The sequence below is a fragment of the Citrobacter sp. Res13-Sevr-PEB04-36 genome, from assembly GCF_015672735.1.
GTDB lineage: Bacteria > Pseudomonadota > Gammaproteobacteria > Enterobacterales > Enterobacteriaceae > Citrobacter.
Genome location: NZ_JADABY010000019.1, coordinates 1 through 15,757 on the forward strand (window position 1 = coordinate 1; position 15,757 = coordinate 15,757).

A 15,757-nucleotide genomic window follows, 5' to 3' on the forward strand; every position below is an offset into this window, starting at 1 on the left:
ATCACCGGATTTATTTGGTTCATTTCAGAGCCTAATGCAATGCGAGGACAGGTTATGTCCATGTAGAGAAAATTATTTGCATATTCCTTGCCTGACTCGATCTCTTATCAGGGGAGCCAACTTCACTTTCCCGGGAGAAACTGTTTCAGTTACTGTTTCAACCCTCAATAAGTCACGTCGCCCTGTCCGACGGGAAACCGAAAACTGCTGGCAAATATCATTAACCGACAGAGAATTACCGGTATAGAGCTGGAGCAATATCCACCCCAGTCTTTCAGCGATCTTCTCGCCTCGTGACTGACGCATCATGGTTACCTGTATGGTTTCGTTTTAACAATTCATCGGCCAAAGCCACCACTAACACACTGTAATATCGATGTTATTTATGCGGTGTAAAACTGTCGTTGGGGTAATGAATTAACCGTTATCACCCTGCTACTGGAGAATGCTCCATAGGGGGCAAAAACCACGAGGGATCTGAGATCCCCCGTGTCTGCACATGTTTATGCGAACGGTCCGGTACAACCAGTATCATCATCATGCTGCGATGTACTGCGCATGAAGAGGATTACAAAGATGCCCGTTTTCTTCCTGTTCATAACAGGTCAACAACTTTCCACAGTTACCGTTACCCGGTAAATCCCCATAGACAGGTAATCCATAAAATTACCCTCCCATAAGGACCAGAGTTCATTCCTCTCTGCCGCCAGTGAAATATCCCCAGCCAGATAATGGAAGACGTATTGACCTGACCAACAAAAGTCCATTTCCTTTTCCAGCTCCGGGTAGACTCGTCCCATGTAACTAAAGTCTGTGACATAATCGAAATACCATTCGTTATCCTGACGGATGAACCGCATTTCAACCGGATGAAATCCGCCGGATTCTGCACTGTAGTCCGGGTCACGAAAATTAATGACTACTGCCCTGACCGATGTTTGCTGAGATTGTTCTGCCAGAAGCGTAACGATGTGCTGCTGAAATAATTTAGTGACAGGCAGCGTTAATCCTGCCTGTTTTAAGACATACTGGGTTTGCATAATAGATTTTCCTGTAAAAGGTGAGTAGAGGTGTGTAGTTGTTTCTGGTTGTATGAATGTACGGATAAAGAATTAATCCTCCGAGATCTATTCTTGATCACCAATTTTGCTGAGTGTTTTCAGTCTTACCCGCCAGTCAGCATATAAAACATGCGTAAATAATTTCTCCGGATGCGCCTCCAGCAGGCATATATCTGGCGAGCGTAGAACAGCAGCCAGAAAACCAGCATTATTGGCACTAGCCCCTTTAAACAGCGGTCTGAATACACCAGATGTGAAGCCCGTCGTTGGTTGTACTTCGAGCACACTTTCAATTTTAGAAAGTGAAATCCAGTCCTTAGAGAACAATCCTCCGCTGCCATTTGCCAGAAGACGCAGATAAAGTTCATTATCCGTTTCAGACATTGCCAGTTGCCATGTCAGCATACCACTGGCTTTAGGACTAATTTTTTCCGCCTGTCCTGATTCAATGAGCAGCTTATAACTCTCTTCATGTAATATTTGCTCATCTTCAGTGATCCCTTTTTCAACATCACCTAAATCATTATTCAACTCCAGCTCATCGTGTTCATTATTATTTTTTCCTGACTTTGATTTTCTCATTTTCTTCTCCTGATTTTAATCTGATTTATAGACGGGATTCCGCCATAGGCATTAATGCATCAATCCCGCACAGAGAACAACTGGGGTGAAACAACAGATAAATACCATTTCCGTTATCTTCTGTAATAGATAGCATCAAGTAATATTCATCTGTCAGACGGACCACGAACTCGGGGTTTGAAATTAAATGATGAATTACATCCAGTACGTGTCGATTAATATCTTCAGTAACATCACCGGGTTCAATGTACATTAATGTCACACCGACCTCTCCCCAGAAATTCATTGCGGAAGATTCATCACCAAATGGGAGTATCAGCTCTTTTCTCAGGACAGTCATAACCGAATCGGGAAGTAATAGCGACGGCAGGTCTTGCCAGTTGGAGACAAATTTCATTGAACAATCCTCATAAACAAAAACCCCGATACGTTTTAAGTATCGGGGTTATACAGACAGGAAAATAATTTGGAATTTCTTTCAGAGACCATCTATATCCGCTCATAATATCCACACGATTTACAGACCAGCACTGGCGCATTATTTCTCTCTCGCTGCTCCAGGAATCCAAAGAGTCGTTTTATTGCCCTGATGATGTCTTTGAGCAATTCTGCCAGTTGGTCCGGGCTGATATAACCCGATGACGTTGTCAGGAACCGATCATCGCGAGTCAACTCAGCTATCTTTCCGGCTGTTTCTGTCACTGTGTTTCGGCTACCGCACTTAGGACATTTTAACGACATAATCATTCTCCACGTTTTAGGGGTGCTAAAATCACTGTTCTTTACCGGTTGTAACGGTGTTCAAAAGAAGGTCGGTTACGCCCTGCCCGGTCTGACGCATACGCTCTGGTGTCAATTTCGCGTAGCGCTCCGTACTTTGAATACTCGCATGCGCCAGTTGGGCTTTAACGTCATACAGACTGTACTGACCACTGGAGACAAGTAATGATGCGACAGAATGGCGCGTGGTGTGGAAACAGACTTCACTTTTATCTATCCCGCACTCTGCCAGTATTTTTTCATAGGCCCACCGGGGTTCAGATATCGGTTTTCCATTGTCCTTTATGGCGAACAGATAGGGATTACTGCCAACCCGTGGGATCGAATCAATAATTGATAATGCGGCTTCGCTAAGATATACAGTCCGGCTGCGACCATTCTTTGTATAAGGAATAAACAAGGACCTGTTATCTCGATCAACATGTTTGTGCATGACGTTAAGCATTTCTGATTTGCGGGTACCGGTTAACAACAGCATCGCTATCAGTCCCCCAGCAGCCTTATTGGGATATCGTGCCGCAGCGTCGAGGATCCTCCTGATCTCATCAGCGTCAAAAAAGCGCGTCCGCTGATTATTCTCCTTCAGCAAAGGGATCTTATCGGCTTCATTCTTCTCCATGACATCCTGTCGTAGCGCATAACGCCCCATGGTTTTCAGAATAGCCAGTGCCCTGTTACAGGTAGACGGTGCATACTGCTGGCCGTGAATACGGCCCTCAAGCATGTCGAAAAGCACCTGCTGGATCTCCCGGGCCCGAAGGTCGCAGTAACGAATCTTCCCCAGACGGGATTCAATGTATTGCGTGAAACGCTGCACATCCTTATCCCAGGACTTTTTATGGCGCTTGATGAACGGAACATAGGTCTGATGAAAAAACTCACTAAGTGTGGGCATCGCACGGTAGTTATCGCGCTCCGCTTTCGGGTCATTACCCAGTGCAATTGACTCTTTGTGACGACGGGCTATCTGGCGGGCTGTCCCTACGTCAATTTCGGGGAATCTGCCAATACTGATACTTTTTTTGGTACCGTGGAATGTGTAACGCAGGAGAAAACGTTTGTTACCCGTTCGGCCTGAGAGACATTTAAGGCCGATGACTTCGGTATCAGACACCTCAAGCTCTGTAGATCGGGTATCTGTGTTTGCCGGAAGGGCTTTGATGGATGAATTGGTGAATCGGAAGGATTTTTGCATAATTACCCTCATGTATCTTACTGATATCATGAAAATAATATATATATGAAGGTGTATTTATTACGGGGCGGGATTGGAGAATGGAAAGGCTATTAGACGCGTACAAACGGATATTACAGGAGGTTGACGCCCGGTCATTTAACCTGAGTGAGGATAAATACTCAGGCGTCTTTTTACCTGTACCCTTTGAAGAATACTGGCATTCACCGGTAAAAATCATGCTGGTTGGACGTGAAACCGCTAGCTGGAATACGCTGAATGGTAAGAATACGATGTCACGGGTGCTGGGACTTATACCTGACGTCACCATCGGGCAGGTGGTTGAAGAGGCTGTAGCTCGTTACAGGAATCATCTTCCGGTACAAAATGATGGCACCACCAATCTCAAATCACGTAGCCGCTTCACGCAATATCATTTCCGGCTGGCCCGGGAGCTTAATATTCCTCCCCAGGCAATCGTGTATGCCAATCTACTGGCGTGGGATTACGACGGACTGACCCCTCTCAATCGCCCTAAAAATGAAGTGCAGGAAGTCATATTAGCCTCGCTAAAACTGCTGGCGGTACAAATTAAACACCTTGAGCCTGATTTCATCACCTTTGCATCCGGAGCCCGGAGAACAGACTACATCATAAAACAGGTGCTTACTGAGCTAGGCGGCTATGAGACTTCTTCAGTCATTCCGGGGAAGCTATGGGAGTTCAAAACAGGTAATACAATCTGTTTCAGAATTGCCCATCCAAGGGCTATGCGCGGACACCAGAAGTACAGAGATGAGGTGATTGCACGAATTAAGCAACTTTGCACTCAGGGTGGCTAGAACATTACAGCTTGCTCAGCAGCCCCCCCCTTCCCGGAGGAGTACCGGAAAACAGTCAAAGCGGCCTGGTTCTCTATGCTGGAGGCGACACGTTCGATTCGGCATTGCCAGGCTGGAGATTGCAGCTCATTGCACCCCGTGAGCACAGGATATGCACAGGGCGTGAATTTCAGGCACAAAAAAACCACCCGTAGGTGGTTTCACGACACTGCTTATTGCTTTGATTATTCTTTTCTTTCCCATGGTGCCCGGAGTGGGACTTGAACCCACACAGCCTTACAGCCGAGGGATTTTAAATCCCTTGTGTCTACCGATTTCACCATCCGGGCTCGGGAAGAAATTGGAGGCGCGTTCCGGAGTCGAACCGGACTAGACGGATTTGCAATCCGCTACATAACCGCTTTGCTAACGCGCCGAAATCTTCAGGCTTTTCAGCCCACATCCGCAAATGCCGATGTTTAAAATTTGGAGCGGGAAACGAGACTCGAACTCGCGACCCCGACCTTGGCAAGGTCGTGCTCTACCAACTGAGCTATTCCCGCATCATCAAGCAACCTTGTTAATCACTTGATTTTGCTATCGTCTGGCAATCTGTGCTGCCGTTCGATGCGTTGCATTCTACTTACCTGACGCACTGAGTCAACGATATTTTTCGCTACTCACGATCGTTTGCTGAAATTTGCAGCGAAACGATCACTGATCAAGCAAATCTCCGCGCGCAGCGCTCAAATACTGGAACATTGACCACAATGTCAGTACCGCGGCGACAAAGAAAAGTGCGATCCCGGCATACTCAACCCAGATGTTTGGACGCCACAGCAGCCATGCCAGCGCCGCCATTTGTGAGGTGGTTTTCACTTTACCGATCCAGGATACTGCCACGCTGCTGCGTTTACCCAGTTCTGCCATCCATTCACGTAGTGCAGAAATGATAATTTCACGGGCGATCATCGTCGCGGCAGGTAATGTTACCCACCAGCTGTGGTAGTGCTCCGTCACCAGCACCATGGCGATAGCCACCAGCACTTTATCGGCAACCGGATCGAGGAAGGCGCCAAAACGCGTGCTTTGGTTCCAGCGGCGCGCCAGAAATCCGTCAAACCAGTCGGTGATCGCCGCGACGCAGAAGATAAGTGCACAGACAAAGGGAGCCCAGGTAAATGGCAAGTAAAACGCCAATACGAAGAATGGGATCAGAATGACGCGAAACAGCGTGAGCAATGTAGGGATATTAAATTGCATATGACGGATAACTATCTGTTGTCAGTGAAATTACCCCTATGTTGCTACAGAGGGCCTAATGTTTCAACGAGTAGAAGATCTTTTCTGCCAGACCTTGCGAAATACCCGGCACTTTTGCAATTTCTTCGACGCTCGCGTTACGAAGCCCTTGCAAACCGCCCATGTACTTTAGCAGCATCTGTCGACGTTTTGGTCCAACGCCCTCAATTGTTTCCAGTGTGCTGGTGCTTTTTACTTTCGCCCGCTTTTTACGGTGCCCGCTGATGGCGTGATCGTGCGATTCATCGCGAATATGCTGAATCACGTGTAGCGCAGGCGAGTCAGGCGGTAGACTGAACCCCTCACCTTCCGGTTCAAAGAACAACGTTTCCAGACCGGCTTTACGATCGGCCCCTTTTGCTACGCCAAGCAGTAACGGATGGTTTTTGTCCCAGGGCACATCCAGTTCAGCAAATACCGATTTCGCCTGCCCCAATTGACCTTTGCCACCGTCAATCAGAATGACGTCTGGAATCTTACTTTCTTCAATCGCCTTACCGTAGCGGCGACGTAGCACCTGGTTCATTGCCGCGTAATCATCACCGGGCGTTATGCCGGTAATGTTATAGCGACGGTATTCTGCGCGTAGCGGTCCGTTAGCGTCAAAAACCACACAGGAGGCCACCGTTTGCTCGCCCATGGTGTGGCTGATGTCAAAGCATTCCATGCGTTTAACCGCCGGAAGCTTCAGCACTGAAGCCAGCGCCGTCAGACGTTGTGTAATGGTGGACTGCTGAGACAGTTTAGTGGTCAGCGCTGTTGCGGCATTGGTACGCGCCAGCTTCAGGTAGCGCGCGCGATCGCCACGCGGCTTCGTCTGGACGTTAATCCGCCGCCCGGCGAGCTCAGACAACGAGTCGGCTAACAGTGTTTTATCGCTCAGATTAAAATCGAGCAGGATTTCACCGGGCAAGGTGCGCATCTGACTGCCCTGTAAATAAAACTGTCCGACAAACGTTTCGACCACTTCACCCAGTTCTGTGCCACCCGGTACTTTAGGGAAGTAGCTACGGCTGCCCAGCACTTTACCCTGGCGGATAAACAGGACGTGCACACAGGCCATCCCGGCATCAAACGCCACACCGATAACGTCCAGATCATCTCCGGTGTTGGAAACAAACTGTTTTTCGGTGACGCGGCGGACGGCCTGAATTTGGTCACGAATACGCGCAGCCTCTTCAAACTCCAGACCCTGGCTGGCTTTTTCCATCCGGGCAATCAATTGCGTTAATACTTGATCGTCTTTGCCAGACAGGAACAGCCGGACGTATTCAACCTGCTGAGCGTACTCGTCCTCGCTCACCAGACCGGCCACACAGGGGCCAAGACAGCGACCAATCTGATATTGCAGGCAAGGACGCGATCGGTTGCGATAAACACTATTCTCACACTGGCGAATCGGGAAAATTTTCTGCAGCAGAGCCAGCGTCTCACGCACTGCATAGCCGTTAGGGAACGGTCCGAAGTACTCACCTTTGGCATGTTTCGCCCCGCGATGCATCGCCAGGCGCGGGTGGGTATCACCGCTAAGAAAGATAAAAGGATAGGATTTATCATCGCGCAGCAGCACGTTATAACGTGGCTGGTACAGCTTGATGTAGTTATGTTCAAGCAACAACGCTTCGGTTTCGGTGTGCGTCACCGTCACATCAATCTGCTGAATAAGTGCTACCAGCGCTTCGGTTTTACGCGACGCAAGGTTGCTACGGAAGTAGCTGGAAAGCCGTTTTTTCAGGTCTTTCGCTTTACCGACATAGATAACCGTCCCGGCGGCATCGTACATACGATAAACGCCGGGTTGGCTGGTGACGGTTTTCAGGAACGCTTTGGCATCGAACTGTTCGGTCACTGGCTTGTTAACGTCTCCGCATTACACAGGCCATGGCGAATTGCCAGGTGAGTCAGCTCTACGTCGCCGTGAATGTTTAATTTACTGAACATTCGATAGCGATAGCTGTTCACCGTTTTCGGACTGAGATTCAGCTGTTCTGAGATCTCATTGACCTTCTGGCCTTTGGTGATCATCAGCATAATCTGCAACTCACGCTCAGACAAACTGGCAAACGGCGTTTCCGTTTTCTCCGGCTCAATCTGGCTGAGTGCCATCTGCTGAGCGATATCCGAGGCGATATAACGTTGCCCGGAAAATACGGAACGAATGGCGCTAACCACTTCCTGAGGCGCAGCGCCCTTGCTCAGATACCCTGCGGCCCCCGCCTGCATGACTTTTGCAGGCAACGGGTTTTCAGTATGTACGGTCAGCATGATCACTTTGATGTCAGCCGTTGAACGCGCAATTTTACGGGTTGCCTCAAGGCCGCCAATACCGGGCATATTCATGTCCATCAGCACAACGTCGACGGAATTTGAGCGGCACCATTTTACAGCATCTTCGCCGCAGCACGCTTCGCCGACAACTTTAATGCCTTTAATATCTTCAAGAATGCGTCGTATCCCTGCGCGCACCAGTTCGTGGTCATCAACAAGAAAAACGTTGATCAAAGGAATATCTCCAGAATAGGGATAACGCTACCGATAGTTAATCGGTCCTATGTTAACGGGTTTTATCTCAACTTTGAAATGTAAAAAACACCCGTCTTTCGATTTTGCTCTCGTTTTTGGAAATTAGATTGTACGCCGCATGGAAACATTCACGGTAGACAGCATTCTGACTGGGTTATATACGCGTTGCTGTTTCAAAATAGTGACAAAAAAATCATGTTCTTCAGTTGAATGCTAAATAGGCAGACAGAGTTGTAACAATAATTAACGAGTAAAATACTCGAAATATACAAAGAATGGAGAAAATATATGCACTGCAACATCTTGTTTATTTTAATAACGGCGGTTGATGTTCGCACAAAAAACAGCCACTGATATTTTTAGCTGCGCTTATGGTATACTCCGCCGCCTTAACATTTGCCATCGCACTTTTTCATTGAGACATAACGAGGAAAATAAATGAGTACGCCTGATTTTTCCACTGCTGAGAATAATCAAGAACTGGCTAACGAAGTCACCTGCCTGAAAGCCATGTTAACGCTGATGCTGCAGGCAATGGGACAAGCCGATGCAGGCCGCGTGATTCTTAAGATGGAAAAACAGATCGCGCTGATTGAAGACCAAAGCCAGGCTGCGGTATTTACCAACACTGTTAAACAAATTAAACAGGCCTACCGTCAGTAATAAGAAACCGGCTGGTAGCATTGCAATCAGCCGGTTTTGCGTCTGACACTCAGAACGACAACATATTCAGATAAGCCCGGTCGCAGCAGCATAGCAGGCAATCTGCGTTTTGTTTGGCGCATTAAACTTCTTCTGCATATTCTTCTGATGGAAGTTCACGGTATTTTCAGAAATCGACAGGATCATCGCTATTTCAGCCGACGTTTTTCCCTCTGCGGTCCATTTCAGTATTTCTTTTTCCCGCTTGCTAAAACGCATCTCTGGTGCCATGACCATATCATCTTCCAGCCGCGTCAGAACGGACAGACTCTCCCTTACCAGCAATTGCATTCTGAGTTCCACTTCATCCTGTGCAAAGCGGCCATTGCGCACGCTCGCTCGCGAGACGGAGAGAAAGCCCAGCGCCCGGTTCGGCAACATTAAGCATTGCGTCATTCCCTTACGTAAACCGTGATTACGTGCGGCATCCCATAAGGGTTGTGCATCGCGAAATAAGGTATCGTCCCAGGGGAGATGGCCCTGCCTGAAGTTTTCTGGCTTTAGCACCGGGTCAATCGCGAGATAATTCTCGGACTGATAATGCGCTACCCAGGCTTTGGGATAGGTGGTATGAAGCGCCGTTTTGGGTCGGGTAAACGGCACAGGATGACGTACACAGAGCGCGTAAAAATCGAACTCCAGATGCTGCGTCTGATGTTGTAATTCATTATAGACGTCCTCTGCCGTCGCCATTTCCTGAAAGCGTGACAGCATGCTCCGTCGCCAGGTGAAGAAATCTTGATCCTGCATACTAAGTGGTCATGTCCCTGAGATTGATAATCATCACGAATGAGAATGAAACAAACTAACACATAAATGTATTTTATATATGCAAATTATCGGACACGGGCGGATTTACTTGAGCATTACGCTTAATCGGAGCAGGTAGGCGGATTGCATCGCTAATAATAAAGCAGAAATAATAAATAGTTATGCGGCCTGTGCTCGCCAAAAATCTATTTCGGTGAGCACAGTAGGGTTATTTATTGCATTAAGAATTTTTCCAGAAACTGACGTGTACGCGGTTGTTGCGGCGCGGTAAACAGCGATTTTGCCGGTCCCTGCTCCACAATGCGTCCCTGATCCATAAATATCGCCCGGTCAGCAACATCGCGCGCAAAGCTCATTTCATGCGTCACAATCACCATGGTGCGTTTTTCCTGCGCCAGTTGACGAATGGTATTCAGTACCTCACCAACCAGTTCAGGATCGAGTGCTGACGTAGGTTCATCAAACAGGATCACCTCCGGGCGCATCGCCAGCGCCCGGGCAATCGCCACGCGCTGCTGCTGCCCGCCGGATAGTCGACGTGGATAGCTGGTCTCTTTGCCCGCCAGTCCAACCTTCGCCAGCAACTCACGTGCGCGGGCCGTCGCTTCGGCTTTCGGCTCCCCTTTCACAATCACCGGACCTTCAATAATGTTTTCCAGCACGGTACGGTGTGGAAACAAATTAAAGTTCTGGAACACAAACCCCACATGCTGGCGTAGTTGGCGGATCAGCCCTTTCTGCTGGTTTAATGAACGCGCGGTATCAATGGTGATGTCACCGACTTTGATCGTCCCTGCTTCCGGTTGCTCCAGCAAATTAATACTGCGCAATAGCGTGGTTTTTCCCGAGCCGCTCGGCCCGATAATCGCCACGACCTCCCCAGGCTTAACCTCAAGATCGATCCCGTGCAGCACCGTTTGCCCGTGAAATTTTTTCACCAGGTTTCTGACTTCGATAGCACTCATTTCGGCTCTCTCTCCTGGCGGTTCAATTGTTCTTCAAAATAGTTCTGCAGTGCAGACAGCACCGTCGCCATCACCCAGTAAATCAGCGAGGCCGCCAGATACATAGTGAACACTTCCAGCGTGCGTGAGGTGATCAATTGCGCCTGACGGAACAGTTCCGGCACCTGGATTGTCGCGGCCAGAGAGGTATCTTTCACCAGGCTAATAAAACTGTTGCTCAGCGGCGGCAAGGCCACGCGCGCCGCCTGCGGCAGAATCGCCCGACGCATGGTCTGCCAGCGCGTCATGCCGATACTGGCCCCCGCCTCCCACTGACCTTTATCAATCGAGGAGATGGCCGCACGCAGCGTTTCCGCCGCATACGCTGCGGTATTCAGCGACAGGCCAATCATCGCCGCCGGGATCGGGTCCAGCTCAATACCAAACTGCGGCAAACCGTAGTAGATCATAAACAGTTGGGCGATCAGCGGCGTGCCGCGAAAAATAGAAATATAAACACGCGCCAGCCAGCGCACCGGCAGCAGCGGCGACAGGCGCATCAGGGCGAGGATAAACCCCAGCACCAGGCCAAAGAACATCCCACCGATACTCAGCTGCAGCGTAAATACCGCGCCTTTCAGCAGGAAGGGCAGTGAATCAATCACCAGTTGGATACTTTCTTGCATTAGCGTTTTTCTACCTTGCCATTAAACGTGAGGATGGTAGGCAAACAGCGCAGGCGCCCCACCGGTATGAATAAACAGAACCGGACCTTCATCCTTGAAGCGCTTCTGGGTAATGCCGTCGATCAGGCCCGCCATCGCTTTGCCGGTATATACCGGATCCAGCAAAATGCCTTCCAGACGCGCCAGCAGTTTCACCGCCTCCATGCCCTCTTCGTTTGGCGTACCATAGCCCGGCGCAAAATAATCATCCCATAGCAGAATATCTGCCGACGCACTCAGTTCCAGTTGGCGGGCCACGTCCTGCTGCAGGGTCACCACTTTTGGCTTTTGATCGGCCACGCTGCGCGAGACAGTCACGCCAATCAACTCGACGTTGGGCATCAGCTGTTCCAGCCCCACCGCCAGACCTGCATGGGTACCCGCGCTGCCTGAAGCAACCACCACAGAGGACAGCGCGACCGCCCCTTCGCACTGCTGGGCAATTTCCAGCGCACTTTCAACATAGCCCAAAGCCCCCAGCGCATTCGACCCGCCAACCGGGATCACATACGGTCGGAATCCTTGCGCTTCAATCCGCGTGGCCAGTTCCTGAAGCTGTGCATTAGGGTCGGTCAGCGCGTCACACATTTCAACCTGAGTATTAAACAGATCTAACAACAGACGGTTACCGTTGCTGAGATAGTTTTCCGCCGTGGTGCCAATCGGGTTTTCCAGCAGCGCCACGCAATGCAGCCCTAGCTTTGCCGCCACCGCCGCCGTCTGGCGCACGTGGTTTGACTGAATGGCCCCGGCGGTAATCAGCGTGTCGGCCCCTTCGCGCAGCGCGTCCGCCGCCAGAAACTCCAGCTTGCGCAGCTTATTGCCGCCCATCGCCATTGGCGTGACGTCATCGCGTTTAATAAAAATGTCGCGCCCGAGATAATCAGAAAAGCGCGGGAGATATTCGAGCGGCGTTGGCGCGCCAATAAATTCCAGGCGTGGAAAGCGCGTTAAATTATGCAGCGGCATACAGCCTCCGGTATTCGTTGTTGTGATGTTCTTTTTATTATGCACGTTCAGGCGCAATGAAATAAAAAAAGGCGCTGTTAAAGGCGCCTTTTTTATCCGGATGACGATTATTTCGTCACATCTGCCCCAAACCATTTTTCCGACAGGGCTTTCAGGGTGCCGTCTTTTTGCATTTCAGCAATGGCGGCATCAACCGCTTTCAGCAGGTCGTCGTTGCCTTTACGCAGCGCCACACCAGATGCCTGGCGGGAGAAAGCCTCACCGGTTACGGCCAGCGTGTCTTTGGTTTTCTTCACCAGATCCAACGCGGCCAGACGGTCAACCAGAATGGCGTCGATACGGCCTACACGCAGGTCCTGGTATTTGGTCGGGTCATCATCATAGGTACGAATATCCACGCCCTGCACGTTCTGACGCAGCCACTCTTCGTAGTTGGTACCCAGACCAACGCCGACCTTTTTGCCTTTCAGATCAGCCGCGGTTTTAATCACGCCTTCGTTGCCTTTTTTCACCAGCGCCTGGATACCAGAGACCGTATACGGGGTAGAGAAATCGTATTTTTTCTGGCGTTCGTCAGAGATGGTCACCTGGTTGATGACCACGTCAATGCGCTTGGAATCAAGAGAGGCCAGCATGCCATCCCATTTGGTCGGCTTCAGCGTCGCTTTCACCCCGAGATGTTTAGCCAGTTCTTCGGCAAATTCGACTTCAAAACCGGTCAACTTGCCGTCATCACCCTGAAAACTAAACGGGGGATAGGTCCCTTCGAGACCAACCAACAGCGTGCCGCGCTCTTTCACCTTATTTAACAGACCTTCGTCCGCAAATGTTTTGGCGCTCATACCAGCGACAAGTGCCACAGCCATTACACTCATCAGAGCCTGACGTCCCAGACGTGCTAATTTCATATTTACCCCGAATATTGTCATTAGTGACTATCATTTATCCACAAAATCATTCGAGTTGCATCAAGGCGGCAAGCGAGTAAGTCCCCAGGAGCTTACTAAAGTAAGTGACTGGGGCGAAAGAGTGCAGCCAACGCAGAGACAGCTTGAAGGATGACGTGTATATGACTGTAGTGTAGAGCGTTTGTCGTGATCCACAAACACCACTCCGTTACACCTTATTCGTTTTTAATATATATCAGAACTGGCTGTCCAGGCGGATTTCTGCATGTGGCCCATATGCGCATGCGCTTTGAACTGCTCATACTTACGCAGCGCAATGCGATAATTGTTGGTGCTGGTTTCCGGCAGCCATGGGGCGAGGTTTTCGTCGAGGAAGCCTTCCTGCAGCAGATCATGAGAAATATTCTGTTCGGTCAGATGATTACCGAGGCGACGCAGGCGAACTACATATTCGCGCACCGTGCCGTGGCTCATTTCGGTCTGCTCAAACAAAAATTGTTTAAACCCGATGATATCAAAAAAGTCGCTCTGTTCTTTGCAGTGTAAATCACCACAAAAACGGCATAACGCCACCCACTCTTTTTTCTCCTGCTCCCAGGCGGCAGCATCGAGCAACGTATCCAGTCGGGCGATGGCGATTTTATTCACAATTTGCCCGCGGCGGACCAGCGTGATCCTGTCGAGTAACTTATAGCAATGAGCACAATGCGTCTGGCTGTGTTTGAAATCTTTGAGGTAGCGGCTTAGAGGCCGTCTTCTTGATTGCTGCACCGTCATGAGAACTCCTGGTAGTCAATACGTTATGCGGCATTGTTCAGGGGCAAAATTACCCCTATAGCTTACCCAGCTTGGTGCGTAGACGTTTGATGGCCTGACTGTGCAACTGGCTAACCCGTGACTCACCGACTTCCAGAACAGCACCAATCTCTTTCAGATTCAGCTCTTCCTGGTAGTACAGCGTCAGCACCAGCTTTTCACGCTCCGGCAATGCGTCAATCGCATCCATCACGCGCTGGCGTAAATTGCCATCAAGCAGCTGCTGTAACGGGTTTTCTTGCTGGTTTTCTTCCGTCACCAGTTCAATACTATCGCCATGCTCTTCCCGCCACTCGTCGTAGGAGAAGAGTTGGCTGTTATTGGTATCAAGCAACATCTGACGATACTCTTGCACAGGAATAGCCAGACGCTCCGCCACTTCGGTTTCCGTCGCGTTGCGCCCCAGTTCCTGCTCCAGTTGTCCCATCGCCTGTGCCACTTCGCGGGCATTGCGCCGAACGCTACGCGGTACCCAGTCCCGGCTGCGTAGTTCATCCAGCATTGCCCCACGAATACGCTGCACTGCGTAAGTGGTAAATGCCGTTCCTTGCAAAGCGTCATATCGGTCAACTGCATTCAATAACCCGATGCCGCCCGCTTGTAGCAGGTCATCCAGTTCTACGCTCGCCGGCAAGCGCACCTGAAGGCGCAATGCTTCGTGACGCACCAACGGTACATAACGCTGCCACAGCGAGTGTTTATCCATTACACCTTCAGCGGTATACAGTGAATTCACGATAAACAGCCCTGCGTTAAATGAGTTATCGGCATGATTATCCGTTTCTGCAGGGGGTTCTATCGGAGGAATAAGGCTATAAAAGAAGGGTTATTTCACTTATGTAGCTGATGACGTTATTTTTCATCACTAATAATCAAAAATAAATCAAATAGTTAGCTTGCGAGGGATGCGTTTTGGCGCATCCCCGTTAGAATTATGTCAAGAGATGAATCATCGACAGGTCATCACCTGTACGCACGGTCTCGATGTGCTTGTGGAAGTTTTCATGTATCGTCGGATTATGCTGGCTTAGCGAATGGAAGCTGTAGACGATATTGATCGCATCTTCCTTCTCCAGGTATGTTCTCTCGTAGGCGCTCGCCGCGATCAGAATTTTGATAAAGTAGTATTCGACGCTGATCATGTATAGCGTACGAAGCGGGTCCACCTTTTTTTGATTCGGAAAGTTATTCTCCCAAATCTTGTACAGAATGAAGTTTTTAAGGTCGAATCCAGTATCTCCCTGCTCTTCGTAAACCTTCTGCCACGTGGTCTCAAGTTTAGCTACACCTTCCCCAAAAGAGTGATTTTCTTCCTCGGTCAATGTTCTCAATAGACACTGAATATAATAGTTTAGTACTCCATTGGCGCGGCTTACCGGAAGGCTGCGGAAATAATCCTGAAGTAAGAGAACTAAAGTGACTTTAACATTATCGTCGGTAGAAAATTTCGACAGTTCTTCTCGCATTTCACCTGACTGAATCTGAACCAGCAGTGCGTGATAGACAGGTTCAATCTCAGCTAACGCGGTATTATCAACCAACTCAAATTTCTCAATAAACAAAGCAAACTTGATCAGTGCATAAAAACCAACGTCGATATCACGCCCAGCTTGATCCACAAGGCTTAAACAAAAAAGATTCAACAACTTTTGTTGCTGAGAAAGTGCTGGCATAACATT

General features: G+C 49.4%; 18 protein-coding genes, 3 tRNA genes and 1 pseudogene. 3 read left to right on the plus strand and 19 right to left on the minus strand.

Annotated features, from left to right (window positions below; genetic code table 11):
- Window positions 1-72 precede the first annotated feature (72 nt).
- From IMQ48_RS23185 to IMQ48_RS06095, 5 genes are all read right to left on the minus strand, one after another.
- A complete protein-coding gene (locus IMQ48_RS23185; protein ID WP_077252932.1) occupies window positions 73-309 on the minus strand; it encodes a DeoR family transcriptional regulator in 237 nt (78 codons plus the stop codon).
- A 296-nt stretch (window positions 310-605) separates the two neighbouring features.
- Window positions 606-1,040, minus strand: a complete 435-nt coding sequence (locus IMQ48_RS06080; protein ID WP_047741667.1) for a DUF2787 family protein — start codon at window positions 1,038-1,040, stop codon at window positions 606-608.
- A gap of 87 nt (window positions 1,041-1,127) precedes the next feature.
- Window positions 1,128-1,643 (minus strand): hypothetical protein, encoded by a 516-nt coding sequence (locus tag IMQ48_RS06085; RefSeq protein WP_196208304.1) that lies wholly within the window; start codon window positions 1,641-1,643, stop codon window positions 1,128-1,130.
- 25 nt (window positions 1,644-1,668) lie between these two features.
- Window positions 1,669-2,040, minus strand: coding sequence for a hypothetical protein (locus tag IMQ48_RS06090; protein ID WP_230326297.1), 372 nt, complete (start codon window positions 2,038-2,040; stop codon window positions 1,669-1,671).
- 375 nt (window positions 2,041-2,415) lie between these two features.
- The gene (locus IMQ48_RS06095) at window positions 2,416-3,618 is read right to left on the minus strand and encodes a site-specific integrase (protein WP_196208305.1); all 1,203 of its coding nucleotides are present in this window, start codon (window positions 3,616-3,618) and stop codon (window positions 2,416-2,418) included.
- Between the two features lie 80 nt (window positions 3,619-3,698).
- Here IMQ48_RS06095 and IMQ48_RS06100 point away from each other — a divergent pair, with 80 nt between their 5' ends.
- Window positions 3,699-4,439 carry a hypothetical protein gene (locus tag IMQ48_RS06100; RefSeq protein ID WP_196208306.1) on the plus strand — a complete coding sequence of 247 codons (741 nt, stop codon included), beginning with the start codon at window positions 3,699-3,701 and terminating at the stop codon, window positions 4,437-4,439.
- Window positions 4,440-4,681: 242 nt separating this feature from the next.
- On the opposite strand, the gene IMQ48_RS06105 is transcribed toward IMQ48_RS06100, so the two are convergent.
- The 6 genes from IMQ48_RS06105 to uvrY all read right to left on the minus strand — a co-directional run bounded on the left by IMQ48_RS06105 (window position 4,682) and on the right by uvrY (window position 8,222).
- A tRNA-Leu gene (locus IMQ48_RS06105) sits at window positions 4,682-4,768 on the minus strand.
- A 12-nt stretch (window positions 4,769-4,780) separates the two neighbouring features.
- A tRNA-Cys gene (locus tag IMQ48_RS06110) sits at window positions 4,781-4,854 on the minus strand.
- Between the two features lie 51 nt (window positions 4,855-4,905).
- Window positions 4,906-4,981, minus strand: a tRNA-Gly gene (locus IMQ48_RS06115).
- A 151-nt stretch (window positions 4,982-5,132) separates the two neighbouring features.
- The gene (gene pgsA / locus IMQ48_RS06120; RefSeq protein WP_196208307.1) at window positions 5,133-5,681 is read right to left on the minus strand and encodes a CDP-diacylglycerol--glycerol-3-phosphate 3-phosphatidyltransferase; all 549 of its coding nucleotides are present in this window, start codon (window positions 5,679-5,681) and stop codon (window positions 5,133-5,135) included.
- Between the two features lie 55 nt (window positions 5,682-5,736).
- A complete protein-coding gene (gene uvrC / locus IMQ48_RS06125) occupies window positions 5,737-7,569 on the minus strand; it encodes an excinuclease ABC subunit UvrC (protein ID WP_196208308.1) in 1,833 nt (610 codons plus the stop codon).
- The gene (uvrY, locus tag IMQ48_RS06130; protein ID WP_003834023.1) at window positions 7,566-8,222 is read right to left on the minus strand and encodes a UvrY/SirA/GacA family response regulator transcription factor; all 657 of its coding nucleotides are present in this window, start codon (window positions 8,220-8,222) and stop codon (window positions 7,566-7,568) included. Before uvrY ends, uvrC begins: the two co-directional genes overlap by 4 nt.
- A gap of 349 nt (window positions 8,223-8,571) precedes the next feature.
- Here uvrY and IMQ48_RS06135 point away from each other — a divergent pair, with 349 nt between their 5' ends.
- Window positions 8,572-8,685 (plus strand): hypothetical protein, encoded by a 114-nt coding sequence (locus IMQ48_RS06135; RefSeq protein WP_196208309.1) that lies wholly within the window; start codon window positions 8,572-8,574, stop codon window positions 8,683-8,685.
- Entirely contained in the window at window positions 8,682-8,906 is a 225-nt protein-coding gene (locus IMQ48_RS06140) for a DUF2594 family protein (RefSeq protein WP_196208310.1), read from the plus strand. The genes IMQ48_RS06135 and IMQ48_RS06140 overlap by 4 nt, the downstream gene beginning before the upstream one ends.
- A 66-nt stretch (window positions 8,907-8,972) precedes the next feature.
- Here IMQ48_RS06140 and sdiA read toward each other — a convergent pair whose 3' ends face one another.
- The 8 genes and pseudogenes from sdiA to IMQ48_RS06180 all read right to left on the minus strand — a co-directional run.
- Window positions 8,973-9,695, minus strand: a complete 723-nt coding sequence (sdiA, locus tag IMQ48_RS06145; protein WP_196208311.1) for a transcriptional regulator SdiA — start codon at window positions 9,693-9,695, stop codon at window positions 8,973-8,975.
- Between the two features lie 233 nt (window positions 9,696-9,928).
- Window positions 9,929-10,681, minus strand: a complete 753-nt coding sequence (tcyN, locus tag IMQ48_RS06150) for an L-cystine ABC transporter ATP-binding protein TcyN (protein WP_096757493.1) — start codon at window positions 10,679-10,681, stop codon at window positions 9,929-9,931.
- Window positions 10,678-11,346, minus strand: a complete 669-nt coding sequence (gene tcyL / locus IMQ48_RS06155) for a cystine ABC transporter permease (RefSeq protein WP_115258812.1) — start codon at window positions 11,344-11,346, stop codon at window positions 10,678-10,680. The genes tcyN and tcyL overlap by 4 nt, the downstream gene beginning before the upstream one ends.
- A gap of 21 nt (window positions 11,347-11,367) precedes the next feature.
- Window positions 11,368-12,354, minus strand: a complete 987-nt coding sequence (dcyD, locus tag IMQ48_RS06160; protein ID WP_196208312.1) for a D-cysteine desulfhydrase — start codon at window positions 12,352-12,354, stop codon at window positions 11,368-11,370.
- Window positions 12,355-12,461: 107 nt separating this feature from the next.
- Window positions 12,462-13,262 (minus strand): cystine ABC transporter substrate-binding protein, encoded by an 801-nt coding sequence (tcyJ, locus tag IMQ48_RS06165; RefSeq protein WP_181595587.1) that lies wholly within the window; start codon window positions 13,260-13,262, stop codon window positions 12,462-12,464.
- A gap of 225 nt (window positions 13,263-13,487) precedes the next feature.
- Window positions 13,488-14,039 (minus strand): flagella biosynthesis regulatory protein FliZ, encoded by a 552-nt coding sequence (fliZ, locus tag IMQ48_RS06170; protein ID WP_196208313.1) that lies wholly within the window; start codon window positions 14,037-14,039, stop codon window positions 13,488-13,490.
- A gap of 55 nt (window positions 14,040-14,094) precedes the next feature.
- Entirely contained in the window at window positions 14,095-14,814 is a 720-nt protein-coding gene (locus IMQ48_RS06175) for an RNA polymerase sigma factor FliA (protein WP_096757498.1), read from the minus strand.
- 196 nt (window positions 14,815-15,010) lie between these two features.
- A pseudogene (locus tag IMQ48_RS06180) lies at window positions 15,011-15,757 on the minus strand (lysine-N-methylase); the annotation flags it as partial.

Excerpts from the sequence above, each read along its gene's own strand:
- IMQ48_RS06100 (WP_196208306.1), top strand. The coding sequence starts at position 3,699 with ATGGAAAGGCTATTAGACGCGTACAAACGGATATTACAGGAGGTTGAC.
- IMQ48_RS06090 (WP_230326297.1), bottom strand. The coding sequence starts at position 2,040 with ATGAAATTTGTCTCCAACTGGCAAGACCTGCCGTCGCTATTACTTCCC.
- pgsA (WP_196208307.1), bottom strand. The coding sequence starts at position 5,681 with ATGCAATTTAATATCCCTACATTGCTCACGCTGTTTCGCGTCATTCTG.
- tcyJ (WP_181595587.1), bottom strand. The coding sequence starts at position 13,262 with ATGAAATTAGCACGTCTGGGACGTCAGGCTCTGATGAGTGTAATGGCT.
- IMQ48_RS23185 (WP_077252932.1), bottom strand. The coding sequence starts at position 309 with ATGATGCGTCAGTCACGAGGCGAGAAGATCGCTGAAAGACTGGGGTGG.
- tcyL (WP_115258812.1), bottom strand. The coding sequence starts at position 11,346 with ATGCAAGAAAGTATCCAACTGGTGATTGATTCACTGCCCTTCCTGCTG.
- IMQ48_RS06135 (WP_196208309.1), top strand. The coding sequence starts at position 8,572 with ATGTTCGCACAAAAAACAGCCACTGATATTTTTAGCTGCGCTTATGGT.
- IMQ48_RS06095 (WP_196208305.1), bottom strand. The coding sequence starts at position 3,618 with ATGCAAAAATCCTTCCGATTCACCAATTCATCCATCAAAGCCCTTCCG.
- IMQ48_RS06140 (WP_196208310.1), top strand. The coding sequence starts at position 8,682 with ATGAGTACGCCTGATTTTTCCACTGCTGAGAATAATCAAGAACTGGCT.
- fliZ (WP_196208313.1), bottom strand. The coding sequence starts at position 14,039 with ATGACGGTGCAGCAATCAAGAAGACGGCCTCTAAGCCGCTACCTCAAA.
- sdiA (WP_196208311.1), bottom strand. The coding sequence starts at position 9,695 with ATGCAGGATCAAGATTTCTTCACCTGGCGACGGAGCATGCTGTCACGC.
- IMQ48_RS06080 (WP_047741667.1), bottom strand. The coding sequence starts at position 1,040 with ATGCAAACCCAGTATGTCTTAAAACAGGCAGGATTAACGCTGCCTGTC.
- dcyD (WP_196208312.1), bottom strand. The coding sequence starts at position 12,354 with ATGCCGCTGCATAATTTAACGCGCTTTCCACGCCTGGAATTTATTGGC.
- tcyN (WP_096757493.1), bottom strand. The coding sequence starts at position 10,681 with ATGAGTGCTATCGAAGTCAGAAACCTGGTGAAAAAATTTCACGGGCAA.
- IMQ48_RS06085 (WP_196208304.1), bottom strand. The coding sequence starts at position 1,643 with ATGAGAAAATCAAAGTCAGGAAAAAATAATAATGAACACGATGAGCTG.